Raw genomic sequence first — 23,743 nt, forward strand, 5'->3', positions numbered from 1 at the left:
ATACGGCGTATCGCGTACGATCTCTGGTGTGGCGGCAACACCGAGGTCAGGCGATGTGTGGACGCGTCCGCGGGGCGGGCGCAAGCCGAAGCTGACACGCGAGGCGATCGTCGAAGCGGCGATCAGACTGGCGGACGCGGAGGGGCTGGAGGCGGTGTCCATCCGCCGCATCGCGAGCGAGTTGGGCGTCCGGGCGATGAGCCTCTACACGCACATCGACGCGAAAGAGGACCTCCTCGACCTGATGTACGACGTGGTTGCCGAAGAGGTGCTGGTCCAGGGGGAGTTGCCGGACGGCTGGCGCGAGGCGCTGACCGAGGTCGCACGAAGGGAGCGCGAGGCCGGGCTGCGGCACCCGTGGATGCTGCAACTCGCGGGACGTTCCCCGCGCATCGGGCCCAACGGGCTGCGCCACATCGAGCAGTCCCTGGCCGCCGCCGCCCGCCTCACCGACGACCCGGAAGGCATGCTGGCCATCGTCAAGACGATCGACCACTACATGCTGGGCTTCATCACGATGGAGCAGCAGGCCGCCGAGGGCTCCCCGCAGCGCGTCCAAACGACTCCCTTGGAGCAGACGTACGTACGGCTGCTGGTGGAACGAGGCGAGCTCCCTCACCTCAAGCCCTTCTTGGAGACGAGCTTCTGCAGCAGCGACAGCTTCGAGCTGGGCCTCAAGTGGCTGCTGGACGGCATCGAACACGAATACCGAGGGAAGTAGCCCTCGACCACCATGCCGACGTAGCGTAGGCGGCGGCGTACGTGCCGCTACGACGAGACGGGGACCGGGTGCGGGCAGCGAAACTCATCAGCGTGGCCACTGTGCTGGTCCTGGCGACGGCGACCGGCTGCGACAGCGGTGACAGGAACACGAGCCAGGCCGCAAGCGTCCCCACGGGCCTGGGGCAGTTCTATGGCCAGAAACCGTCCTGGAAGGGCTGTCGCAACGGGTTCGAGTGCGCGACCGTACAGGTCCCCTTGGACTACACCAAGCCGTCCGGCGAGAAGGTCGGCATCTCGCTCATCAGGCTTCCGGCCGAAGACAAGTCCGAGCGGATCGGTTCACTGCTCACCAACCCCGGGGGACCCGGCGGTTCCGGGGTTGACTTCGTTCGCCAGGCCGCCCGCACCTTCGGGAACGACCTGCGCCGCCGGTTCGACATCGTCGGCTTCGACCCGCGCGGGGTGGCATCCAGCGCGCCCGTCCGCTGCAACACCGGACCCCAGTTGGACGAGTTCTTCGCCACCGACGCGTCCCCAGACGACCCGAACGAGACCAACAAGCTGGGCAGCGAAAGCAAGGCCTTCGCGCAGCGTTGCAAGGCCAAGGCCGACTCGGAGCTTCCCTACGTAGGCACGGTCAACGCCGCCCGCGACATGGACGTCCTACGCGCCGCCCTGGGCGACCAGAAGCTCACCTACTACGGCGCCTCCTACGGCACGTACCTAGGCGCCTTCTATGCCGAGCAGTTCCCCAAGAACGTCCGCGCCCTCGTCCTGGACGGCGCCGTCGATCCGAAGCTGTCGTCCACCGACCTCCTGATCGAGCAGGCCAAGGGCTTCGAGACCGCCCTGCGTGCCTTCGCCGACGACTGCGTGAAGTCGGGTGGCTGCGCCTTCGGCAACACCCCGGACGCGGTCATCGGCAAGGTTTCCTCCTTCCTCACGTCCACGGACAAGAAGCCCCTCAGTAACACGCGCGACTCCCGCAAGGTCACCGAGTCCCTGGCCGTGATGGGTATCGCCCGGGCCCTCTACGTCAAGGAGTACTGGCCCGTCCTGCGCCAGGCGCTCACCCAGGCGACGCAGAAGGGCGACGGCACCCTCCTCCTAGCTCTCGCGGACGAGATGGTCGAACGCAAGGCCAACGGCACCTACAGCAACCAGACCGACGCCAACATGGCCGTCAACTGCGTCGACAAGCCCAACCCACCGGACCTCACCGCCTACGGCAAGGCAGCCGCGCAAGCCAAGAAGGTCGCTCCCCGCTTCGGGCCGTTCGTCGTCTGGGGCGGCCTCCCGTGCGTCTACTGGCCCGCCCAGACCGAACAAGCACCCCAACCCATCACCGCCAAGGGCGCCGCCCCCATCGTCGTCATCGGAACCATCCGCGACCCCGCGACGCCCTACAAGTGGGCCCAGAGCCTGGCCGGCCAGCTCTCCAGCGGCGTCCTCCTCACCTTCGACGGCGACGGCCACACCGCCTACCTCCAGGGCAACTCCTGCATCACCAAGGCCACCGACGACTACCTGATCAAGGCCGACCCGCCCAGGAACGGGACCACCTGCCGCTGAATAACCAGTGCACACCCACACCCCAACACCCGGTAGACTGCTTCCGCCATGCCCCGCATGGCACGCCGCCTTAGCTCAGTCGGCAGAGCGATTCACTCGTAATGAATAGGTCGTCGGTTCGATTCCGACAGGCGGCTCCATCTCAGAGGCCCCTTCCGATCCCGGAAGGGGCCTCTGTGCTAACAGCGGTCACTAGGCCGCTTCGTTCGTGACCCGTGCGAACACGTCCCCGCGACCCGCTCGGCCGAGCGGGGGTCTGTCCAGTTAACGGTGTAACTCGATCTTGCGGGGTCTAGTTGCGAGCGGCGGCCAGGCGGCCTTCGAAGGTGATCTCGAAGGCGTTGAGGGCCGCCTTCCATCGGGTCATCCATCGTTTGCGGCCGGTGCCGGTGGGGTCCAGGCTCATGACCGCGAGGTAGACGCACTTGAGCGCGGCCTGCTCGTTGGGGAAGTGGCCGCGGGCCTTGACCGCGCGGCGGATGCGGGCGTTTACCGATTCGATAGCGTTGGTGGAGCACACGACCTTGCGGATCTCGGGGTCGAACTGCAGGAACGGCACGAACTCGGCCCAGGCGTTCTCCCACAGCCTGATGATCGCCGGGTACTTGTTCCCCCAGGCCTCGGCGAACTCCAGCCACCGCTCCATCGCGGCCGGTTCGGTGGGTGCGGTGTAGACCGGCTTGAGCGCCTTGGCGATGGCGTCCCAGTCCTGGCGGGCGGCGTAGCGGAAGGAGTTGCGCAGCAGGTGCACGATGCAGGTCTGCACCAGGGCCTGCGGCCACACGTTTGCGACAGCGTCCGGAAGGCCGGTCAGCCCGTCGCAGACCACCATGCAGGCGTCGGCGACCCCGCGGTTCTTGAGCTCGGTGAGCACGTGCAGCCAGTACTTGGCGCCCTCGCCGCCGCCGTCGCCGGCCCACAGCCCCAGGATGTCGCGGGTGCCGTCCGCCGTCACCGCCAACGCGACATAGATGGGGCGGTTGGCGACCTGCCCGTCACGGATCTTGACCTGGATGGCGTCCAGGAAGATCACCGGATAGACCGGGTCCAGCGGCCGGTTCTGCCACTCGACCATGCCATCGATGACCTTGTCGGTGATGGTGGAGATGGTCTGCTTGGACACTGATGCGCCATACACCTCGGCCAGGTGCGCTGAGATCTCGCCGTGGGTCAGGCCCTTGGCGCTCAGCGACAGGACCATCTCATCCACCCCGGTCAGCCGCCGCTGCCGCTTGCGCACGATCTTCGGCTCGAAGCTGGCGTCCCGGTCGCGGGGCACCTGGATCTCCACCGGCCCGACCTCGGTGGTCACCGTCTTGGAGCGGTGCCCGTTGCGGGAGTTGCCGCCGTCCTTACCGCCCCGTTCGTGCCGGTCGTAGCCCAGGTGGTCGGTGATCTCACCCTCCAGAGCCGACTCCAGCACCTGCTTGGTCAGCTGCTGCAGCAGCCCGCCCTCACCGGTCAGATCCAGGCCCTGCTCGCGGGCCTGCGCGACCAGCTGCCCGACCAGGTCCTGATCGACCCGGCCCGCACCGCGGCTCTTGGAGGGCTTGTCGGCCTTGGCCACCGCGCCGTCCGCCTTCACTTCAGTTGTCGTCATCAGGTGTCACTCCTTGATCAGGAGTTACACCGAAAACCGTACAGTCCCCCGAGCGGACCACGTGCGTGTAGACCCGCGGCGTGATGGCCGGGTCAGCGTGCCCGAACCGAGCGGCGACGATGATGTGGATGGGCACACCCGCCAGCAAAAGAGTCGTCGCGTGGATGTGACGCAAGCCGTGGACTCCCGCATGGCCGCCACGCGAGCCTGGCGCTCCCGTGGGGAGCAGAGTTGTCGCGGGGCATGGCGCAGGTCGTGGGCTTGAGCGTGGGGGGAGCGGCGTCGTGCAGACCCGGCCCTCATGAGAGCCGTTGTAAGTAAAAGGGCTTTCGTTGGAGACCGCGACCGCGCGGACGCCCGCGGATGTGCTGATCGCGCTGGACGAGGGCCGCCACGCGCTCGCCTGCGTCGACGCCCGCCTCGCGGGTCGCCCGATGCCGCCGCGCCGTTCCCTGTGCTTCTTCGACCCGCGCCACGGCACGTCCGTCGACCGTCTCTCCTGGATCCCTGAGGGGGCGTCACCCGGATCATCGACGTGTGCGCCGCGGACGGGGTGAGGCTCAGCGAGGGCATGCCGCCCATTGCGACCGGCCGCCGCCCGCCACCGTCGCCCAAACCGCGCGCACCCGTGCACAGTTCTCAACCGCGCGACTCTCGGCACCAGCCCCTGCGCCGCGCGCTGCTAGAGAACCCGCCCCCTTCAAGACGTGCCCGTCAGGCGTGCGCAAGAGCCAGCACCCCCATCGTGAGCCACGCGTCCCGCAGGTGCTGGTCGTCCGCCTCTACGGCGGCGATCGGAAAGCGCCGTCAAGCTCCTCGAAGCCGGAAACGCACGGGTTCTGCTTCGAGCCCGAGGGCGCCGACGCCGTGTTGTGGTACCCCTCCCTGTACGCGAGGAGAAGCACGTCCACCTGCGGATCGAGTCAATGGGCCAGTGGTCCGCATGGCTGCAGTGCTTCTGGTACTAAGTCACGTGTAGCGCCGCTTCTCCTGTACAGCAGCGGCGTACCGCGACAGAGGCCCACGACCGCGCGCCCGACGAAACGTCAACCGACATTTGTAGCTCGGCGAGCGGTGGTGGAGCACGGAGTGCCGAAGATTCGGGCCGATCGCGCGTTTGTGGGTGAGGAGCAGGCAGGCAGCTCGGCTTCGTGACGTGGCTCCAAGTCAAAGGCTCCCTCTGCTCCCGGAAGGGCCTCTCCGCTACCTGCGAGCTGAGTCTCCGCGGAATGCTGGGGCTTCGGTGTGTTGCTGCGGCTGCCGCTGAAATGGTGATGTGGCACCCCTCGGCACGACATGCCTGTGTGAGCCTTGACCTGGTGCTGGACATCGGCTCGCTGGTGGACGTGGTGTGCCTTGTCCAAGGCGCATTAGTCTGCCGCGCATGCGCATGCTGCACCTCGGTCTGCGGGTCACCGACCTCGACCGCTCCCTCGTCTTCTATTCCGCGCTCGGGTACGCCGAGGTCGGCAGCGTGCCCGAAACGGATTTCGGCAGCCTCACCATGCTGCAACTGCCTGACGACCCGTTCGTCAGCCTTGAGCTCGTGCACGATCCCGCGAGACCGGTCGTCGACACCAGTGCCGTGAACCATCTGGTCATGCAGGTGGACGATCTCGATGCCGTGGTCGCCGATCTGGCTGCCAAGGGCGTCACGGCCGAGCCGCCGGCTGACCTGGGGTCGGGGCTCCGGACGTCATGGCTGACGGATCCTGACGGCTACCGGATCGAACTCGTGCAATGGCCGCCCGGCCACCCGGCAGGCATGACGAGGGCAGATTTCGTCTGACGCGACGGCGCACCGGGAGCGGAGGTTCTGAACGACGCCTCGCCCTGTGCCTGCTGAGAAGTCATGGGAGGCCGGACGCGCACTACTCTTCGGCGGATGCAGAACCCTCCAGGCCAGGTGCCCGCGCTCCTCGATGGTCCAGGCGTCGAGGTGACAGACGCCCGCGAGCTCTTGGTCGGATACTTGGATTGGTATCGCGAAGCGCTGATGCGCAAGCTCTCCGGGCTCTCCAACGAGCAGCTCCGCGAGCCGGTGGAGCCCTTGGGGTGGTCACCGCTCGGCCTGGTACAGCATCTGGGTTGGGTCGAACGCCGGTGGATACGTTGGGGATTCGCCGCCGAAGGCGTTCTCGCCTACCCACCCGGGGGCGACGAGGCTGAGTGGACCGTCCCTGTTGACCGGGCCACCGAACAGGTCATGGACGCTTATCGGCTGGAGGTCGCGCATACGCGCGCTCTGTTGGAGGGTGCCTCACTGCACGACCGGGCTCGTCTGGGCGGTCGTTTCCGGACGTCCGAACAAGCTCCCTCCCTTGGCAGGATCCTCTTCCACCTGCTCCAGGAGTACGCGCGCCATCTCGGCCATCTCGACGTCGCACGCGAGCTGTTGGACGGGACGACGGGCGAGTAGCTGCCGATGGACGCAGCCGTCGACAACGAAGGTGTGCGCTCGACGAGTCCACGATCGCAAGCGGCCTCCGCAGCATTCGAGACCGTCACGGCAGCGGGCCTTCGGACGACCCGCCGCGCCTGGGGACGGCGAAATCATTCCCGCAGATCGTCCTCATGGCCCCAACGGCCGCGCATCTGAAGCTACGGCCCGTCACATCAGCCGCGGTTGAAGGTCCCGGGTCAGTCGGTCAGGTGCTCCGCGAGGATCTTCAGGTGGGTGTCGCGGGCGTCGGCGTGGCAGCGGCGGCCGGCGTCGGTGATCTCCACGAAGACGCCGCGGCGGTCGGCCTCGCAGAGCCCGCGCTGGACGTAGCCGTGCTTCTCCAGACGGGCGACCGTCCGGGACAGGGCGCTCTGGCTGAGGTACATGGCCGCGGCGATGTCCTGCATGCGACGCTTCTCACAGTTCTGATCCACGAGGCGGTCGAGTGTCTCGTACTCGCTCATGCTCAGGCCGTGGACCTCCTGCAGGGCGCGGTCCAGAGCGCAGGCGACCGTGTTGTAGCAGGTCGCCAGCTTGCGCCAGCGGTCGACCAGGACAGACTCCGCCTCCATGCCGCGCATCTTACCATGCAAGTGCATCAGATGCACAGGCATTAAATTCGCCGGAACTTTGTGCGTGGACATTGGATGCATGTGCATGTACTGTCCTCCGACGTGACTATCACCGAGACCTCACCCGACTCCGCTGTCCGCGCGCCGGGCGCCGTGGGCGCGCCGGCCGAACAGACCTGGACTCCCCGGCTGTGGGGCGTCCTCGCCGTCCTGTGCGCCGTGTTGTTCCTCGACGGACTCGACGTCTCTATGGTGGGCGTCGCGCTGCCGTCGATCGGCGCTGAGCTGGGCCTTTCGACCACGTCACTGCAGTGGATCGTCAACGGCTACGTCCTCGGCTACGGCGGGCTGCTCCTGCTCGGCGGGCGCACCGCCGACCTTCTCGGCCGCCGCCGCGTGTTCCTCGCCGCTCTCGCCGTGTTCGCCGTTGCCTCGCTGGTGGGCGGTCTCGTCAACGACGGCACGCTGCTGATCGCCACGCGGTTCGTGAAGGGACTGGCCGCCGCGTTCACCGCGCCGACCGCGCTGTCCATCCTGACCACCACCTTCCACGAGGGTCCGGCGCGCAACCGGGCGCTGTCGGTCTTCTCCGTTTTCGGGGCGAGCGGCTACTCGTCCGGGTTGATCCTCGGCGGGTTGCTGACCAGCTTCGGGTGGCGCTGGACGTTCCTGACGCCCGTTCCCCTCGCCGTCCTCGCCCTTGTCGCCGGTATCGCGCTGATCCCGCGGGACCGGTCGGCGGCCGAAGGAGGGCACGACATTCTCGGTGCCGTGACGCTCACCGGGGGCATGCTGCTCGCGGTCTACACCGTGGTCTCGGCGCCCGAGCGCGGCTGGCTTGACCCGGTCACCCTGGGTTCCGTCGCCGTCGCGGCGGCCCTGCTGATCGCGTTCTTCGTCACCGAGAACAAGGTGCGCCACCCCCTGATCCGGCTCGGCATCCTGCGGATCGGCTCGATCGTCCGGGCCAACCTGAGCATCGTCGCCCTGTTCGGTTCCTACCTGAGCTTCCAGTTCATGATGACGCTCTACCTGCAGGACGTGCTGCGCTGGTCGCCGCTGAAGATGGCCCTGGCTCTGCTGCCGGCCGGGCTCCTCGTGGCGTTCGGCTCGCCGTTCGTCGGGCGCCTGATCGACCGGTACGGGACGCCGCGCCTGATCATCAGCTCGATGACCTCCCTGAGCCTCGGCTACGCCTGGTTCCTGGCCACCGCCGGCAACGCTCCGCACTACGTGTTCACGATCCTGCCCACGATGCTGCTGCTGGGCGGCGGGTTCGCGTTCGGCTTCAGCTCGATCATGGCGCAGGCCACGGACGGGATCGACGACTCCGAGCAGGGACTGGCCTCGGGCCTCGTCCAGACCTCGGGCCAGGTCGGCGCCGCCCTGGTCCTGGCCCTGGTCACCGCCCTGGTCGCGGGCGGGACGGCCGCCGGCGGCGACGGTTTCGGCGAGTTCCACCCCGGAGTCAACCTGGTCAGTGCCGTCGCCGTGGTCGGTCTGGCCCTGAACCTCATCCCGCTGCTCCGCCGCTACCGCCCCAAGCACACCTGACCGCCCTCCGCCAATGTGGGCCGGGCCGCGCTACCCACCGCGCGCCCGGCCCACGCCTTTTCCCGCGCGATCCACTCCAAGCCTCCCCAAGCTTTGGTGGCGATCGCGTTCCTGGGGGCGTTGGCGGACCCGCGGGCGACTGTGCACCTGGGGACAGGCAGTGTGGCTAAATCTGCGAAGTCCTGGGTGCTTGATGTGCCGTTAGGTGTGCGGAACCAGGGGAGACGCTGCGGCCGGTTGGGGTGCGGTGGCGTGGGTGGGTGCTGGCCTCGGGAGAGCTGAGTTGGTCGCGGCATGCGGGGTGGCGGGGGCGGCCTCCTGTCGGAGGCGCCCCCGCCTCGGGTTAGCTAGGGCGTTTCCAGAACGGGCGGCGGGGCGGGGATTCGCCGGTGAAGTCGGCTAGGACCTGGAGCGCCTGGGTCCACTGGTCGTTGACGGTGGGCTGGTCGGCGGTGGGCCGGAGACGGTGGAGGTCATCGCGAAGGTCGGCGAGGGGTTTGGTGTCCAAGGACAGGGTCTGCATGCGCTGGACGATCGACTCCAGGATGGGGAGAAGCTCGCTCAGCAGGTGCTGGACGCGCTCTTCCCGCGTGTCGGGGACCTGGCGCAGGCGACCCAGGACGTTGGCCAGTTCCTGCTGGAATCCCGCGAGGGGCGAGGGCGCAGGGCCTGCCGCTCGTCGGGCACGGCCGGCGGGGCGGCCGAAGGAGCGGGCGGGGGCCGGGGGCGGCGCGCCGTAGCCGGCAGGGGCGCCTTGCGGCATCGGGGGCGGGCCCGTGGGGGCGGCCGGCATAGGCGCCGGAGGCATGGCGGGGGGAAGGGGAGCTCCGCCTGCCGGCGGGGCGGCGCCTTCCATTCCCACGGAGAAGGCGGCCGGGGCCATTCGCGGGGCGGCCATCGGTGCGGCTCCCGCCCAGCCGCGGGGCACCTCCACCGGCTGGACGACCTGGTGCGGCGCCTCTCCTTCGGTCGCGACCCGGCTGTCCACGGCGACGAACGCGGTGAAGCGGCACAGGACGCCGAACCGGAGGGAGGTCGAGATGATGCGCTGTTCCAGGTCGCCGGGGCCACCGACCGTGTAGCGGTCCTCTAGGTCGCGCAGGTGTGCGCGGGCCCAGATCGATCGGGCGGCCGAACTCTTGGCGACGATGCCGGTGGCGTGCTGCTCCCAGGGCGTGCCGTCGGATGCCGTCCCCCGCACGGAGAGGGCGCCGGAGGCCGCGCCGCGGAACCGGCCCGCGATCTGGAGCGGCACGCCGGGGAACAGCGCGCCCAGCCGGGTGGGCGCCACGCTGCCGGGGACGATCTCCAGCCCGTCGGCGTGCAGGGAGAGGCCGGTGGCCACGGGGGCGGCGATCCGGTGGTGGATGTGCTCCATCGCCTCGTCGAGGCGGTCTTCGGACTCCACCAGTTCGCAGCGGCCCTGGCCGATCGAGGCGAGGCGGTTCAGGAAGCCGGCGTTGACGGCCTGGTCGATGCCGACGGTGTGCACGCGGATGCCGTGCAGCCGCGGTTCGAGATGGGCGAGGAGCTGGTCCTCGTTGCCGACCTGGCCGTCGGTGATGAGGACGAGGACCCGATCGCGGGCGGGGTCGGCGAGCAGGCGGCAGCCCTCGTCGAGCGGGGTGAGCATCTCCGTGCCGCCCCGCGCGCCCAGCGCCGCGAGGTGCTCGACGGCGCGGAACCGGTTGCGGTCGGTGCCGTCGACCAGTCTGGAGCCGAGGTCGCGCGGGCGCTCGATGACGCTGTCGAAGGACAGCACGGCGAACCGGTCCTCGGCGCGGAGGGTGTCGACGATGCGGGCGGCGGCGCGGCGGGCGGCGACCATCTTCCAGCCGTGCATGCTGCCGGAGCGGTCGAGGACGAGCACCACGTCGCGTGGACGGGGCCTCACCTCCCCGGAAGGCAGGACCGTGAGGCTGAACGTCCCCTCCTCGCCGGACTCGTCGGGGATGAGGGAGAGGGCCGCGCTTTCGTGAGGGGCGAAAGCGAGACGGAGGACGAAATCGCGGTCGAGTCGCTCGCCCGGTAGCAGGGTCAGGGTCGTCCGCTCGGCGTCGCCTGCCTCGGCGACCACGTGCAACGCCGACCGGATCTCCGTGAGAGGAAGCCCTGCCGGATCGATGTCGACGGTGATGGCCAGGCGCACCGGGTTGGGGAAGTGGGGCAGCAGGACGGGCGGACTGATCCGGGACGCGTCAGGCACGGCGTCGGTATCGTCGGCGGTTCCGGAGCCTGCGCGCTCGCCGTCGAGCGGAGCGCCGGGGATGTAGCGGGGGGCGACGACGAGAGGGAAGCGGAACGTCGCGCTGGACGCCGACTCGTGCGGCAGCGGCTGGTCGAGGGACAGCCTGATCGTGACCCGCTCACCCGGCAGGATGTTGCCCACCCGCATGGTGAACACGTCCGGGCGGTCCTCTTCCGCTATCGCCGCGCGTTGACCCGCGGCGATGGCGGTGTCGTAGTCCTGCCGGGCCTGGCCGCGCTCTTTCAGCTTCCCTTCGATGACCCGGTCCGCGGCCTCCATGCGCATCGCGGTGACGGCGGCGCGGTCGGGCAGAGGGAAGATGTAGGTGGCCTCCAGCGGCTCGTCGAAGGGGTTGCGGAAGCCTTGGACGACCTCGATGCCCGCGGCGAGGCCGGTGATGGACGCGTGCACGTCCACGGAGTCGAGCGGCAGGTTTCCCCTGCCGGTGCTGAGCGCGCCGAGCCCGTGGTCGGGTACCGGCGGCGCGGGCTCGGGTAGCGGCAGGATACGCACGGTCACTGGATCCTCCGGGGTGGGTCGGCGGGCTGGAAGTCGGGGCTTTCGGCGGGGGTCCGCGCCGGGGCGAGCAGGCCGCGGCGACGTAGTTCGTCGAGAAGCGGACGCGCGGCCGCCTCGATGGCGGCGACGTCGTCGCCGTTCAGGTCGGGGACCTCCAGAAGCACGGTGAGGCCGGGCGCGAGACGGACACCTTGGACGAGAGCGGGGCGGGGTTCGCCATAGCCGCTGAGATCGACGTCCGGCCGGAATGACACATCGGGGCGCGTGCTCCAGAAGTTGCCTCTCTCACCGCCCGCCGCGCTCGGGAGGGCTGGGGGAGGCAGGGCTCGGCTCTCCGGTCTTGCCGGGGAGTCGCGGTGGGGAGCCTGATCGGCCTCCCGAATGGCCGAGGGGTTCGAGCCGAGGTGTCCGGATGTTCGGCCGTGGGAAGCGTCGGACGCCGGCAGGTCGGCCGGTTGAGCGCCCGGCGGATGAGGAACAGCAGCGATCTTGGCGAGCTCCGCGTCGGTCGCGGCGGCGAGTTCGACCTGGATCTCGGCGATGGAGCGGCCCGAGGCCTGGCGCCGCTTCACCGCGACGAGCTGGAGGAGATGGCGGGGCCCGTACAGGGCGGTGCGGCCGCGGCGGCCGAGGGGCGGGTCGATCAGGCCGATCGTGGTGTACCAGCGGATCAGCCGCTCGTTGGGCAGATCGCGCACCCGGCCGCTGACCTGTGCGGACGCGCCCGCCGCGAGAGCCGCGGCGGCACGGTCCGCCAGTTCGGCGATCGTCCAGGTGTCGTCGTCCATGGATCGATGATGACACTGTCATGATGACAGTGTCAATCGCGATCGAGCAACGGGCGGTGTCGCAACGCCCCTCTCGGGCGGCCGCTTCGGCATGCCGGCCCGCGGACGGCTCGGCCTCGGCCTCGTGACGGGCGGCATCGCCGAACGTTGTGTTGGACGTGAAGCGGGCGCTTGGAGACGAACCCACGGCCAAATTGCCATTTGAAACGTCATAGTGGTGGCCATCGTCGGCCGACTCACCGTTTGGCTAGGCGTTTATGGCCGTCGCCGTAAGGGTGGCCTCGCCGATTGCAGAAATGGTCGCTCCGGGCGGGAGGTCCGAAATGTCTGGCTGTCACCCTCGGTGGCCCTCTGGTCGCTCATCGGGGTGACAGCCTGGTCATGAGAACTCGGTGAACCTTGCAGTATCTCGGGCGAAGCGCCCAAAGTCTATTAATAGCGACACGGTGTCCAATAGATCTGTTTATGGGGTAAGAGTGCTGTTCGGTATTGGGATGTGATCTCTTGAATACGCTGGTAACGAGCGTCTGCAGCCTTTACCTTTTCTGGCATGAGCGACCATCTCCTGGTCGAGACGCTGCGCGAGCGCGACCCCGGCGCCCCGGCCGCGGTCTACGACGCATACGCCGAGAGGCTCTACGCGTACTGCTGGTTTCAGCTGAGAGGACGCGACGCGGCACAGGTCGCCCTGCGGGACACCTTCATCGTGGCCGAGGCGCACATAGGCGAACTGCGCGAACACGACCGGTTCCGACCATGGCTCTACGCCATCGCCCGGTTGGAGTGCGCCCGCCGCATGCCGTCCAGGCACCAGGTGCCGGACGTGCCGGTCGCCAGTCACGACCAAGAGGACGTCGACCAGCGCCTCACGGCGTGGCATGCGGTGCAGTCGCTGCCGCCTCTCTCCCGAGAGATCCTGGAACTGCACGCCAGGCGCCAGTTGTCGGTCCCTGACCTCGCAGTCGTGTTCGGGTTGTCGGCGAGGGACGCGCAGATGGCACTCGACGACGCGCACGGCGAACTCGAAGCGGCTTTGACCGCAGAGATACTCGCGAACAAGGGACCCTACGGTTGCCCCGAGCGGGCTCTCCTCCTCCGTGAGCGCCGTGGTGAGCTCACCTACGACATCAGCAAGCGGCTGATGGAGCACGCGCGAGAGTGTTCCGCCTGTGGGGCTCTCCGTCCCCGAACCCTGTCGGCCGCCAAAGTCTTCGCGCTGCTCCCGGACGCGGTACCCGCGCCAGAGATGCGGCTCAGGGTGATGAACTGCTTCCTGGATCCGGAGCTGGTCGGCTACAGGCTCTTCGTGGCCACTCGTGTCACGGATTTCAGGTCCGATGGATTTCCCGTCCAGACCGCCTTCGGACGTCCCGAACGGGTGGCTCGCCAGGGTCGACGCTGGCGGTTTGGCCGTACCCGTAAGACCGCCCAGGAGGAGGGGGCGGCCACGCTCTACGCACAGGTCGGTCGTGCCTCTGCCGTGCTCATGGCCGTGGCGCTCCTGTCCGCGTCCGGGGTCGCTTCGATGTACGTCGTCAGTGCCCAGCGTGAGAACAGGGACGAACACGCCGGCCCGCGTCCGACAGCGATTCCCGGCACCTCCCAGAGGCCCGGATCGGGGCAGCGGATGCCTGCGCATCCACGCGCTTCCGACACCCTCGACGCCATCCCCTCGGCCACGTTTCCCTTGGGTGCGCGCAACTCTTCCGCTCCGCCGCCCGCTCTCTTAGGTATGTCCTCGCTGCTGGCGTTGTCGGGTGGGTCCTCGAAGTCCGCGCCCACAGGCGCGCTTGTGGTCTCTCCCCTATTCCTGGACCTGGCCGGAGGATCAAACGGCTCCATAGAGTTATGGGCAGAAGGCAACCCAGTGGCCTGGAGGGCGAGGAGCCGAGGCTCTCTCAAAGTCAGCCCGGCCTCTGGGCGCCTTGCAGCCGGGCAGAGCGTGACCGTCCATGTGCACGTCTCACGGGGGCAGAAGTCCCACGGAGAAAGCACAGTCGCGTTCCGCCCCGGCGGGCCCTTGGTCCACGTCACATGGCGCCCTGCGCTCAGCACCTGACGCCCGGCGCCTGACCTTCCTCCGTTGCGGACTGCCCTCGCGTGGCGTTTCTACCTGCCTTTTCCCGAGTCAACTACGCTTCGTAGCTGATCATTTGCGCTAGGCAGTACCGCGGGCGGGGAGGACGTGATCATGGCACCTGGCGCACCCGAGCTACGTCGCCGTCGCGTGGCCCTGCCTTCCGCCGGCAGGGCATTGCGGTTGGTCGCTCTCACCTCCGGCTTCGCGATCGGCATGAGCGTGCTGGTGCCGGGCGCGTCCGCCCGTCCGTCCGACCCACCCGGCCCTAGCGCCAAGGACGTCGAACGGAGCGAACGCGACGTCAGGGAGCGGGCGGCGGAGGTCGGGCGGACGAAGGCCATGCTCGCCCAAGCCGACGGCGAACTCGACAGGCTCGCCATCACCGCAGAGACCGCCGTGGAGCGCTACAACGGCGAACTCGTGCAACTACGGCACGCACAAGAGGCGTACAGGGACGTCCAAGGGAGGCTCGCCGAGGCGGACCGGAGAGTGGAGCAGGCCAGAGCCGAACTGGCGTCCTTCGCCGCGCAGGTCTACCGGGACAACACCGGCTACGACCCGATGTCCTCGGCCGTCGCGGGTGAAGGCGGACCCCAAGGCTTCATGGACCGCGCGGGCATGGTGAAGATGCTCGCCGAACGGCGGACCGCCATGTTCCGCCGGGTCGAGGCCTCCAAGACGGTCGCGGACGTCTTCCGCCGTCAGGCGAAGACCGCGCTGGACGAGCAAGGCGCAGCGACGAGGCGCGCCGACGAGGCCAAACGGCTCGCACAAGACGCTGTGGCCGCCCAACAGGAGGCCGTCCAGCGGATCGAGACGGATAAGCGCCGTCTGGAACGCAAGCTTGGCAAGGCCCAAGCGCATGCCGCGGAAGTCAAGCGCGCGCGGGAACGTGCGCGGGAGAAGGCGCAGACGCGCAAGTTCCGTTCGGATTTCCCCGTTCCGAAGGAGGTGCCACCCGAGGCGCGTGGTGCCATCGCGGTCGAGGCGGCGCTCAAGTGGCTCGGCACGCCCTACTCCTGGGGCGGAGGCGGCATGGACGGGCCGACCTATGGCATCGATCAGGGCGCCGGGACGGTCGGCTTCGACTGCTCAGGCCTGACCATGTATGCGTGGAACAAGGCGGGCGTGCGGCTCGACCACTGGACAGGCACCCAGTGGACGTCCGGACCGCACATTCCCATCAGCAGGCTGCGTGCAGGTGACCTGGTCTTCTTCGCGACCAATCGCTCCGATCCCGCCACGATCCACCACGTCGGGCTCTACCTCAGCGATGGCCGCATGGTGGAAGCGCCCTACACCGGTGCACGGGTGCGCATAGCGAGCATCCACCGGCACGACCTGATCGGTGCCACACGGCCCGCAGGCTGAAGGAGTCCAGCTCCCGTACAAAGCGAGAACCCTTCTGCAGGAGTCCTACAGAAGGGTTCGTCGCGAGCGTCGCGTGGGCGGCAGGGAGCGGGTCGGTGCCGTCCGCGACTCCGCACGGCCCGGCCGGCCGCACGGGCCGGAGACGGCTCAGTGGCCGCCCTGGTCGGAGGCGCGCTTGAAGGAACGCTCGATCTCCTGCTCGGCCTCCACGCGTCCCACCCAGCTGGCGCCTTCGACGGACTTGCCGGGCTCCAGGTCCTTGTAGACCTCGAAGAAGTGCTGGATCTCCAGCCGGTCGAACTCGGCGACGTGGTGGATGTCGCGCAGGTGCTCCATGCGGGGGTCGGTGGCGGGGACGCACAGGACCTTGTCGTCGCCGCCGGCCTCGTCGGTCATGCGGAACATGCCCACGGCGCGGCAGCGGATGAGGCAGCCGGGGAACGTCGGTTCCTGGAGCAGGACCAGGGCGTCGAGGGGGTCGCCGTCCTCGCCGAGGGTGTCCTCGACGAAGCCGTAGTCGGCCGGATACTGCGTGGAGGTGAAGAGCATGCGGTCGAGCCGGATGCGGCCGCTCTCGTGGTCCACCTCGTACTTGTTCCGCTGGCCCTTCGGGATCTCAATCGTGACGTCGAAATCCAAGATGTCCTCCGCTCCCTGCGCGCTCGCAGTGAATAGTCTTTCGGGAGCCTGTGGGCGAGGCCGGCACCACAGGTGAGTGTTCCCCTGTATAAGGATGTCGCACGTTGGTGAGTGCTGAGTGGGAGAGGGGCGGTCACGTGCCTGGACGGGGCCGGGCCCTCGCAGTCCTGTCGCTGTCCCTCCTTAACGTTTTCGCCGTCGTCGCAGGTCTGGCAGTGGTGAAACTCACACCCGACCGCCGCCTGTCGCCGCAACCGCCCAGCGTGGCGGCGCGCGACCTGGTGCGGATCGCGCCGTCGTCCGCCGCGATCCCCGCCGCGGAGCCCGGGTCGGGCCGTCCGCCCGACCCGTCCGCCCTGGCGGGGCGGCTCTCCGCACTGATCGGGGGACCGCAGGCGAAGATCAACGCGGTGGTCGTCGACGCGGAGACCCGGCGGCCGCTGTACGAGCTGCGCGCCGGGCAGCCCGCCACCCCGGCCTCGACGACGAAGCTGGCGACGTCGGTGGCGGCGCTGGCCTCGGCCGGGCCGGACCACCGGATCACCACCCGGGTCGTGCGCGGCGCCGGCGACGGGATCATTCTGGTCGGAGGCGGGGATCCTACCCTGACGGCGTTGCCGCCGCGTGCCGGGGCCGGACACCCGCCCTATGCGTCGCTTGCGGATCTGGCCCGCCAGACGGCTACAGCCCTGAAGGCGTCTGGCACGGCCCAGGTGCGCGTGGACTACGACGCGTCCGCCTATCAGGGGCCCCGTACGGCTGCGGGTTGGAAACCCAACTATCTCCCCGACGGCGAGGTGGCGCCTGTCAGCGCCTTGACCGTCGATGAGGGACGTGTGGCGCCATCGGACCCGTCCAGGAAGACACGGGTTTCGGACCCGCCTTCCGCTGCGGCCAGGGAGTTCGCGCGTCTGCTGTCCAAGAACGGGGTCAGTGCCAGGGCCGGACGTTCGACGATCGCAGAGAAGGCGGCTGCGCAACTCGGTGCCGTCCAGTCGCCGCCGTTGTCCGCGCTCGTGGAGCATCTGCTGACCGACAGCGACAACGACGTGGCCGAGGCGGTGGCCCGCCAGGTGGCCATCAATCTGGGACGTCCCGCGACATTCGCCGATGCCGCACAGGCCGTCCGGCAGGTTCTCGCCGGGCTGGGCGTGGCCGAGGGAGTCTCGGTCAACGACGGCAGTGGGTTGTCGCCGCTCAACCGCATCTCGCCCATCGCGCTGGCCCGGATCGTCTCTCTCGCCGCGGGCGGGGACCATCCGAAGCTGCACCCGGTCATCACCGGCCTGCCCATCGCGGGGTTCTCCGGGACGCTGAGCCCGCCCCGCTACACCGTCACGGCCAGCCAGGCGGGCGCGGGGATGGTGCGCGCCAAGACAGGCACCTTGGCGGGCGTCAGCACCCTGGCCGGACTCGCCTACGACGCGGACGGGCGCCTGCTCGCCTTCGCGTTCATGGCAGGAGACGGCAAGGGGCCGGTCGACCCCGGCAAACTCGACCAGCTCGCCGCCGCGGTGGCCACCTGCGGATGTGGTTGATCTGAGGCCCCACACCCGAGCCGCGGCGCGGGTGTGGGGGCGCCCGTACGGGAGATAACCAGAACGGTTGTGCGTTGAACGACCATGCAGGGCGCTCCGGCGCCGCGTTCCGAACGTACGGTGGTTACATGAGCGCCTCAATGATCGACTGGAACCTGGCGGTCCAGGCCGGCACCCGGCTCGTCAGGCCGGGGCCGCAGGTCACCCATGCCGAGGCCCGTGAGGTCGTCAAGGAGCTGCGCGCCCTCTCGAAGATCGCCCACGGGCACGTCCGGGACTTCACCGGGATGGCGTCCGAGCTCGACCCCGACCCGGCGACGATCGTGGACAGGCCCGGCTGGATCCGTGCCAACGTGGACGGTTTCCGGGTGGTGCTGGAACCGCTCATGGAGCAGATGTCCGCGAAGGGGAACGGCGGACCCCTCGGCGGCGCGGGCAACGTCGTCGTCCAGGCGGTCGGTTCTCGCGTCACGGGCATGCAGGTCGGCGCGATCCTGGCGTATATGGCGAGCCGCGTTCTGGGGCAGTACGAGTTGTTCCTGCCGCCGGACCCGTCCGGGCGTGCGCCGACAGGGCGGCTGACTCTGGTCGCGCCCAACATCGTCCATGTGGAGCAGGAGCTCGGTGTGGAGTCGCGTGACTTCCGCCTCTGGGTCTGCTTGCACGAGGAGACGCACCGCGCCCAGTTCACCGGCGTCCCCTGGCTGCGCGAGTACGTCCAGGACCAGATGACCAAGTTCCTCCTCGCGTCCGACCTCGACCCCGGCATGATGCTGGACCGGATCCGGGACGCGGCCGAGGCCGTCGCCGACGCCGTGCGCGGTGGTGACTCCAACCTCATCGACGCGATCCAGACGCCTGAGCAGCGGGAGATCCTCGACCGCCTCACCGCCGTGATGACGCTTGTCGAAGGGCACGGCGACTACGTCATGGACGCGGTGGGCCCCGAGGTCGTGCCGTCCGTCCAGCACATCCGGTCGCGGTTCCAGGGACGGCGCTCGGGCGGTTCCAAGCTCGACAAGACGATCCGGCGCCTGCTCGGCATCGACCTGAAGATGAAGCAGTACGCGGAGGGGTCGCGGTTCGTGCGGAGGGTCGTCACCGAAGTCGGCATGAGCGGCTTCAACCAGGTCTGGCAGTCGCCGGAGACGCTCCCGAGCCACGACGAAATCAAGGAACCCACGCTGTGGATGAGCAGGGTCGTCGGCACACGCGCCATCGATGCTCCGCCGAAGGCCAACGAGGCCTGACCTACAGCGAACTTGAGGCCGTGCCTGCCTTGGGCGTGCGACGCCGTGTGATGGTAGACGTTTGCCATGGGCCCTGATCCGGCTGTGGCGGCGGTACGTCTCGCGGTGCGCCGGGTGCTCGCCGACGTGCCTGAGGGCGCGATGGTGCTGGCCGCGTGCAGCGGGGGCGCTGATTCGCTGGCGCTCGCTGGGGCGTTGGCCTTCGAAGCGCCCAGGGCAGGGCGTCGGGCCGGAGGCATCACTATCGACCATGGCTTGCAGGACGGCTCAGACAAGCGTGCCGACGAGGTGGTCCGAACCCTGGTCGGCCTTGGTCTCGACCCAGCGGGATCTGTCGCGGTCACTGTCGACGGACCGGGCGGCCCAGAGAATGCTGCCCGCGACGCCCGATACACGGCCCTGGACGGTGCCGCCCATCGGTTTGGCGCTTCGGGTGTCCTGCTTGGTCACACGCAAGACGACCAGGCCGAAACCGTCCTGCTAGGGCTGGCGCGTGGTTCGGGGGCCCGCTCGCTGGCCGGCATGTCCGCCACTTTCAGGCGCTCCAGTGGCGTCCTCTATCTGAGGCCCCTGCTGGGGTTGGATCGCGCCACCACGCGCCGCGCCTGCAAAGCCATGGGCCTGGACCCTTGGGACGACCCCCACAACATCGACCGTTCCTTCGCGCGCGTGCGCGTCCGGCACGAGGCCCTTCCCGCTCTGGAGGAGGCGCTCGGCCCAGGAGTGGCCGAAGCGCTGGCACGGACGGCGAGGATGCTGCGCGACGACGCCGACGCCCTAGACGAGATGGGTGCTCGCGCCTACTCCGACTTGGAGGCCTCCGAAGAGGGTGACAACGTGGCGGTCCGCCTGGAAGGGCTCGAAGGGCTGCCCAGAGCCGTCCGCACCAGGGTGCTGCGGATGGCGGCGGTCAGGGCCGGCAGCCCACCGGGTACGCTCGCGGCGGTCCATATCGATGCAGTGGATCGGCTGGTCACGGCCTGGCACGGCCAGCGGCACGTGGATCTGCCCGGGGGGCTGCGCGCCTTCAGGAGGTCTGGGAAGCTGCTGTTCGGCCCGGTTTGACGTCGCGGCGTGTGCGAACCGTCACGCGCCGCGTCGCCGTGCACTGCCTGAACGGCGCGCGGCGGTGTCCGTCCGACGTCCGTCCCACCGGACGGGCGAGGTCTGAGCTATGAGGTGGGGTTGTGGACGAGAAGGACCTGGGCAACGACCTGGCGAAGGTGCTGATTTCCGAGGACGACCTGCAGGCCAAGGTGCGCGAGCTCGCCGCGCAGATCGACGCCGACTACGCGGGCAGGGACCTGCTGCTCGTCGGGGTCCTCAAGGGCGCCGTCATGATCATGGCCGACCTGGCGCGGGCGCTGCACTCGCCCGCCTCCATGGACTGGATGGCCGTTTCGTCCTACGGCTCGGGCACGAAGTCCTCCGGCGTCGTCCGCATCTTGAAGGACCTCGACACCGACATCCTCGACCGGCACGTCCTGATCGTGGAGGACATCGTCGACTCGGGCCTGACGCTGTCGTGGCTGGTGAGCAACCTGCGCTCGCGCAACCCCGCCTCGCTGGAGATCTGCGCGCTGCTGCGCAAGCCGGAGGCCGTCACGACCGACCTCGACGTGAAGTACATCGGCTTTGACATCCCGAACGAGTTCGTCATCGGCTACGGGCTCGACTATGCGGAGCGGTACCGGAACCTGCCCTTTGTCGGAACCCTGGCTCCGCACGTGTACGGCGGGGACGGAGCCTGAGCGTCCAGGAGGGGGCCGGCGGGCGGTGGGGATGCCCTGATCGCCCGGACATGTCCACAGCGGCCGGAGGCGCACCAACGCCCCCAGGGAACAAGGGACCGTGACGAATCGTTGCAAAGGTCGTTGACGGGTATAGGCCAGGGATGCGGGAGAAACGGCGTCGGCTGCGTCTCCTGCGCCTGCGGTGTACCGTCGGTGTCCCGGACCCCGGGTTCGGGAAGCCATATGAGGGAAGCCGCCACGGTGAGACCGGAGCCCCGGGCGACGGGCCTTCCCGTGGGTCGCATTGTTGGTCGCAGTGGCGTCCGTCCCCCGGGACGGGCGAGGATCGCACACAGAGTTGGTCAGGAGGGACGGGCCCCTACGGGGTAACCGGATAAATGGACGTGAAGCGCTATTTTCGCGGGCCGCTGCTGTGGATCCTGCTGTTCGGCCTCTTGGTCGCCCTCGTCATGTGGGGCGTCAACCCCGGCCGTTCGTTCGAGAAGGTCGACACATCCAAGGTCGTCCAGGAGATCAACGCGGGCCAGGTGAAGTCCGCCAAGATCATTGACAAGGACCAGCGGATCGAGCTGACGCTCACCAACGGCAAGCAGCAGCAGGCCTCCTGGGTCGAGGGCCAGGGCCTCCAGCTGCAGCAGCAGCTTCAGAACCAGGCCAACGCCGGCAAACTGTCCGGCGGCTACAACGTTGATGTCCCGAAGCAGAGCTTCTTCCTGAACCTGCTGTTCAGCCTGCTTCCCATCGTGGTCATCGTGCTGATCTTCCTGTTCATCATGAACCAGATGCAGGGCGGCGGCTCGCGGGTGATGAACTTCGGCAAGTCCAAGGCCAAGCTCATCACCAAGGACACCCCGAAGACCACCTTCGCCGACGTGGCCGGGGCCGACGAGGCCCTGGAGGAGCTGGAAGAGATCAAGGACTTCCTGCAGAACCCGGCGAAGTTCCAGTCCATCGGCGCCAAGATCCCCAAGGGCGTGCTGCTGTACGGCCCGCCCGGCACCGGCAAGACGCTGCTGGCGCGCGCCGTCGCCGGCGAGGCGGGCGTGCCGTTCTACTCGATCTCCGGCTCGGACTTCGTCGAGATGTTCGTCGGCGTGGGCGCGTCCCGGGTCCGCGACCTGTTCGAGCAGGCCAAGACCAACGCCCCCTCGATCATCTTCATCGACGAGATCGACGCCGTCGGCCGGCACCGCGGCGCGGGCCTCGGCGGCGGCCACGACGAGCGCGAGCAGACCCTCAACCAGCTGCTGGTCGAGATGGACGGCTTCGACGTCAAGGGCGGCGTGATCCTGATCGCCGCGACGAACCGTCCCGACATCCTCGACCCGGCGCTGCTGCGTCCCGGCCGCTTCGACCGCCAGGTCACCGTGGACCGCCCCGACCTGGAGGGCCGCAAGGGCATCCTGCGCGTGCACGGCCGCGGCAAGCCGTTCGCGCAGGACGTCGACCTCGACGTGATCGCGCGCCGCACGCCCGGCTTCACCGGCGCCGACCTGGCCAACGTGATCAACGAGGCGGCGCTGCTCACCGCGCGGTTCGACCGCAAGCTGATCGACATGGACACCCTGGAGGAGTCCATCGACCGCGTCATGGCCGGGCCGGAGCGCAAGACCCGGGTGATGTCGGAGAAGGAAAAGAAGATCATCGCCTACCACGAGGGCGGGCACGCGCTGGTGGCGCACGCGCTGCCGAACTCCGACCCGGTGCACAAGGTGACGATCCTTCCGCGCGGACGGGCCCTGGGGTACACCATGACCCTCCCGATGGAGGACAAGTTCCTCACGACCCGTTCGGAGATGACCGACCAGCTCGCCATGCTGCTGGGCGGCCGCACCGCCGAGGAACTGGTCTTCCACGAGCCGACCACCGGCGCGGCCAACGACATCGAGAAGGCCAGCTCCATCGCCCGCAACATGGTGACCGAGTACGGCATGAGCGAGCGCCTCGGCGCGCGCAAGTTCGGCACCGGGCAGGGCGAGGTATTCCTCGGCCGCGACATGGGCCACGAGCGGGACTACTCCGAGGACATCGCCTCCGCGATCGACGACGAGGTCCGGCGCTACATCGAGGGCGCGCACGACACCGCGTGGGAGATCCTCGTCGAGTACCGGGACGTCCTGGACGAGCTCGTCGTGAACCTGATGGAGAAGGAGACGCTGTCCAAGCAGCAGGTGCTGGAGATCTTCGCGCCGATCCAGAAGCGGCCGCACCAGAACTCCTACACCGGCTACGGCAAGCGCCTCCCGTCCGACCGTCCGCCGGTGCTCACGCCCAAGGAGCTCGCCCTGCTCGGTCCGCAGGACGTCGCCGACCTGACCAAGAACAACGGCCAGAGCGGCGTCACCTCTGAGGCCGTCGATCCGGCCCCGGGCGAGAGCTGACGGCCTTGGCGATCCCGTACGACGAGGCGCCGCTCGAGAACGACCCGCCGGGCGAGACACTGCACGGCGGGCGTTTCGACCACGCGCGCATCGAGAAGGCCGTGCGCGAGATCCTGATCGGCATCGGGGAGGACCCCGACCGCGACGGGCTGCGCGACACCCCTGCCAGGGTGGCGCGCGCGTACGCCGAACAGTTCGCGGGCCTGCGCCAGAAGCCCGAGGACGCGCTGACCACGGTGTTCGACGCCGACCATGAGGAAATGGTCCTGGTGAAGGACATCGAGGTGTACTCCGTTTGCGAGCACCACCTGGTGCCTTTCCACGGGGTCGCGCACGTGGGCTACACGCCCAACAAGAAGGGCCAGATCACTGGTCTGTCGAAGCTGGCCCGGCTGGTGGACGTGTACGCCCGCCGGCCGCAGGTGCAGGAGCGCCTCACCAGCCAGGTGGCCGACGCGATGATGACGGTGCTGGAGCCCCGCGGCGCCATCGTGGTGATCGAGGCCGAGCATCTGTGCATGACGATGCGCGGGGTGCGGAAGCCGGGCGCGAAGACGGTGACGTCGGCGGTGCGCGGCGACTTCCGCGACCATGCCGAGACGCGGTCCGAGGCGATGAGCCTGATTCTCGGCCGCTGACGGGTGCTCGGGCCCACCCGAGTCCGCCTGAACGTCTGAACGGGCCTCAGCGTCAAGCTGAGGCCCGTTCTGC

20 protein-coding genes and 1 tRNA gene are annotated in these 23,743 nt (G+C 68.9%); 15 read left to right on the forward strand and 6 right to left on the reverse strand.

Annotated features, from left to right (window positions below):
• The first annotated feature begins 28 nt into the window (after nucleotides 1-28).
• The 3 genes from AB0K37_RS10675 to AB0K37_RS10685 all read left to right on the forward strand — a co-directional run bounded on the left by AB0K37_RS10675 (nucleotide 29) and on the right by AB0K37_RS10685 (nucleotide 2,435).
• A complete protein-coding gene (locus AB0K37_RS10675; protein WP_363977973.1) occupies nucleotides 29-721 on the forward strand; it encodes a TetR/AcrR family transcriptional regulator in 693 nt (230 codons plus the stop codon).
• Between the two features lie 92 nt (nucleotides 722-813).
• Nucleotides 814-2,295 (forward strand): alpha/beta hydrolase, encoded by a 1,482-nt coding sequence (locus tag AB0K37_RS10680; protein WP_363977975.1) that lies wholly within the window; start codon nucleotides 814-816, stop codon nucleotides 2,293-2,295.
• Nucleotides 2,296-2,359: 64 nt separating this feature from the next.
• Nucleotides 2,360-2,435 (forward strand) — tRNA-Thr (locus AB0K37_RS10685).
• A gap of 152 nt (nucleotides 2,436-2,587) precedes the next feature.
• Here the strand turns inward: AB0K37_RS10685 and AB0K37_RS10690 are convergent.
• Nucleotides 2,588-3,895 (reverse strand): IS256 family transposase, encoded by a 1,308-nt coding sequence (locus AB0K37_RS10690; protein ID WP_363977978.1) that lies wholly within the window; start codon nucleotides 3,893-3,895, stop codon nucleotides 2,588-2,590.
• Nucleotides 3,882-4,331, reverse strand: a complete 450-nt coding sequence (locus tag AB0K37_RS10695; protein WP_363978055.1) for a tyrosine-type recombinase/integrase — start codon at nucleotides 4,329-4,331, stop codon at nucleotides 3,882-3,884. The genes AB0K37_RS10690 and AB0K37_RS10695 overlap by 14 nt, the downstream gene beginning before the upstream one ends.
• On the opposite strand from AB0K37_RS10695, the gene AB0K37_RS10700 reads away from it, so the two are divergent.
• From AB0K37_RS10700 to AB0K37_RS10710, 3 genes are all read left to right on the forward strand, one after another.
• A complete protein-coding gene (locus AB0K37_RS10700) occupies nucleotides 4,228-4,452 on the forward strand; it encodes a hypothetical protein (protein ID WP_363978067.1) in 225 nt (74 codons plus the stop codon). The genes AB0K37_RS10695 and AB0K37_RS10700 overlap by 104 nt on opposite strands.
• Nucleotides 4,453-5,279: 827 nt before the next feature.
• Complete coding sequence (locus AB0K37_RS10705; protein ID WP_363977981.1) at nucleotides 5,280-5,684, forward strand: VOC family protein; 405 nt, start codon at nucleotides 5,280-5,282, stop codon at nucleotides 5,682-5,684.
• Between the two features lie 96 nt (nucleotides 5,685-5,780).
• Nucleotides 5,781-6,314: a DinB family protein gene (locus tag AB0K37_RS10710; RefSeq protein WP_363977984.1), complete on the forward strand. Its 534-nt coding sequence runs from the start codon at nucleotides 5,781-5,783 to the stop codon at nucleotides 6,312-6,314.
• Between the two features lie 221 nt (nucleotides 6,315-6,535).
• Here AB0K37_RS10710 and AB0K37_RS10715 read toward each other — a convergent pair whose 3' ends face one another.
• Nucleotides 6,536-6,910 (reverse strand): MarR family transcriptional regulator, encoded by a 375-nt coding sequence (locus tag AB0K37_RS10715; protein ID WP_363977987.1) that lies wholly within the window; start codon nucleotides 6,908-6,910, stop codon nucleotides 6,536-6,538.
• 102 nt (nucleotides 6,911-7,012) lie between these two features.
• Between AB0K37_RS10715 and AB0K37_RS10720 the strand changes: the two genes are divergently transcribed.
• Nucleotides 7,013-8,464 (forward strand): MFS transporter, encoded by a 1,452-nt coding sequence (locus AB0K37_RS10720; protein WP_363977990.1) that lies wholly within the window; start codon nucleotides 7,013-7,015, stop codon nucleotides 8,462-8,464.
• A gap of 343 nt (nucleotides 8,465-8,807) precedes the next feature.
• Here the strand turns inward: AB0K37_RS10720 and AB0K37_RS10725 are convergent, their stop codons facing one another.
• On the reverse strand, nucleotides 8,808-11,231 hold the full coding sequence (locus tag AB0K37_RS10725) for a VIT domain-containing protein (protein ID WP_363977993.1): 2,424 nt from the start codon (nucleotides 11,229-11,231) through the stop codon (nucleotides 8,808-8,810).
• A complete protein-coding gene (locus AB0K37_RS10730) occupies nucleotides 11,228-12,019 on the reverse strand; it encodes a MerR family transcriptional regulator (protein ID WP_363977996.1) in 792 nt (263 codons plus the stop codon). The genes AB0K37_RS10725 and AB0K37_RS10730 overlap by 4 nt, the downstream gene beginning before the upstream one ends.
• A 550-nt stretch (nucleotides 12,020-12,569) precedes the next feature.
• Here AB0K37_RS10730 and AB0K37_RS10735 point away from each other — a divergent pair.
• Nucleotides 12,570-14,078, forward strand: a complete 1,509-nt coding sequence (locus tag AB0K37_RS10735; RefSeq protein WP_363977999.1) for a sigma-70 family RNA polymerase sigma factor — start codon at nucleotides 12,570-12,572, stop codon at nucleotides 14,076-14,078.
• A 132-nt stretch (nucleotides 14,079-14,210) separates the two neighbouring features.
• Nucleotides 14,211-15,470 (forward strand): NlpC/P60 family protein, encoded by a 1,260-nt coding sequence (locus AB0K37_RS10740; RefSeq protein WP_363978058.1) that lies wholly within the window; start codon nucleotides 14,211-14,213, stop codon nucleotides 15,468-15,470.
• Between the two features lie 147 nt (nucleotides 15,471-15,617).
• Here AB0K37_RS10740 and AB0K37_RS10745 read toward each other — a convergent pair whose 3' ends face one another.
• On the reverse strand, nucleotides 15,618-16,109 hold the full coding sequence (locus tag AB0K37_RS10745; protein ID WP_179837865.1) for an inorganic diphosphatase: 492 nt from the start codon (nucleotides 16,107-16,109) through the stop codon (nucleotides 15,618-15,620).
• A gap of 218 nt (nucleotides 16,110-16,327) precedes the next feature.
• Between AB0K37_RS10745 and dacB the strand changes: the two genes are divergently transcribed.
• The 6 genes from dacB (at nucleotide 16,328) to folE (ending at nucleotide 23,670) form a co-directional block, all read left to right on the forward strand.
• Nucleotides 16,328-17,647, forward strand: a complete 1,320-nt coding sequence (gene dacB, locus AB0K37_RS10750; protein ID WP_363978002.1) for a D-alanyl-D-alanine carboxypeptidase/D-alanyl-D-alanine-endopeptidase — start codon at nucleotides 16,328-16,330, stop codon at nucleotides 17,645-17,647.
• A 140-nt stretch (nucleotides 17,648-17,787) separates the two neighbouring features.
• Nucleotides 17,788-18,897 (forward strand): zinc-dependent metalloprotease, encoded by a 1,110-nt coding sequence (locus AB0K37_RS10755; RefSeq protein ID WP_363978061.1) that lies wholly within the window; start codon nucleotides 17,788-17,790, stop codon nucleotides 18,895-18,897.
• A 66-nt stretch (nucleotides 18,898-18,963) separates the two neighbouring features.
• Complete coding sequence (gene tilS / locus AB0K37_RS10760; RefSeq protein WP_363978005.1) at nucleotides 18,964-19,962, forward strand: tRNA lysidine(34) synthetase TilS; 999 nt, start codon at nucleotides 18,964-18,966, stop codon at nucleotides 19,960-19,962.
• A 122-nt stretch (nucleotides 19,963-20,084) separates the two neighbouring features.
• Nucleotides 20,085-20,648, forward strand: coding sequence for a hypoxanthine phosphoribosyltransferase (gene hpt / locus AB0K37_RS10765; RefSeq protein WP_363978008.1), 564 nt, complete (start codon nucleotides 20,085-20,087; stop codon nucleotides 20,646-20,648).
• Between the two features lie 380 nt (nucleotides 20,649-21,028).
• The gene (ftsH, locus tag AB0K37_RS10770; protein WP_345179752.1) at nucleotides 21,029-23,032 is read left to right on the forward strand and encodes an ATP-dependent zinc metalloprotease FtsH; all 2,004 of its coding nucleotides are present in this window, start codon (nucleotides 21,029-21,031) and stop codon (nucleotides 23,030-23,032) included.
• 59 nt (nucleotides 23,033-23,091) lie between these two features.
• Nucleotides 23,092-23,670: a GTP cyclohydrolase I FolE gene (gene folE, locus AB0K37_RS10775; protein WP_218906783.1), complete on the forward strand. Its 579-nt coding sequence runs from the start codon at nucleotides 23,092-23,094 to the stop codon at nucleotides 23,668-23,670.
• The last annotated feature ends 73 nt before the right edge of the window (nucleotides 23,671-23,743 follow it).

Origin of the sequence: Actinomadura sp. NPDC049753 (genome assembly GCF_040674655.1) — a bacterium.
Lineage (GTDB): Bacteria > Actinomycetota > Actinomycetes > Streptosporangiales > Streptosporangiaceae > Spirillospora > Spirillospora verrucosospora.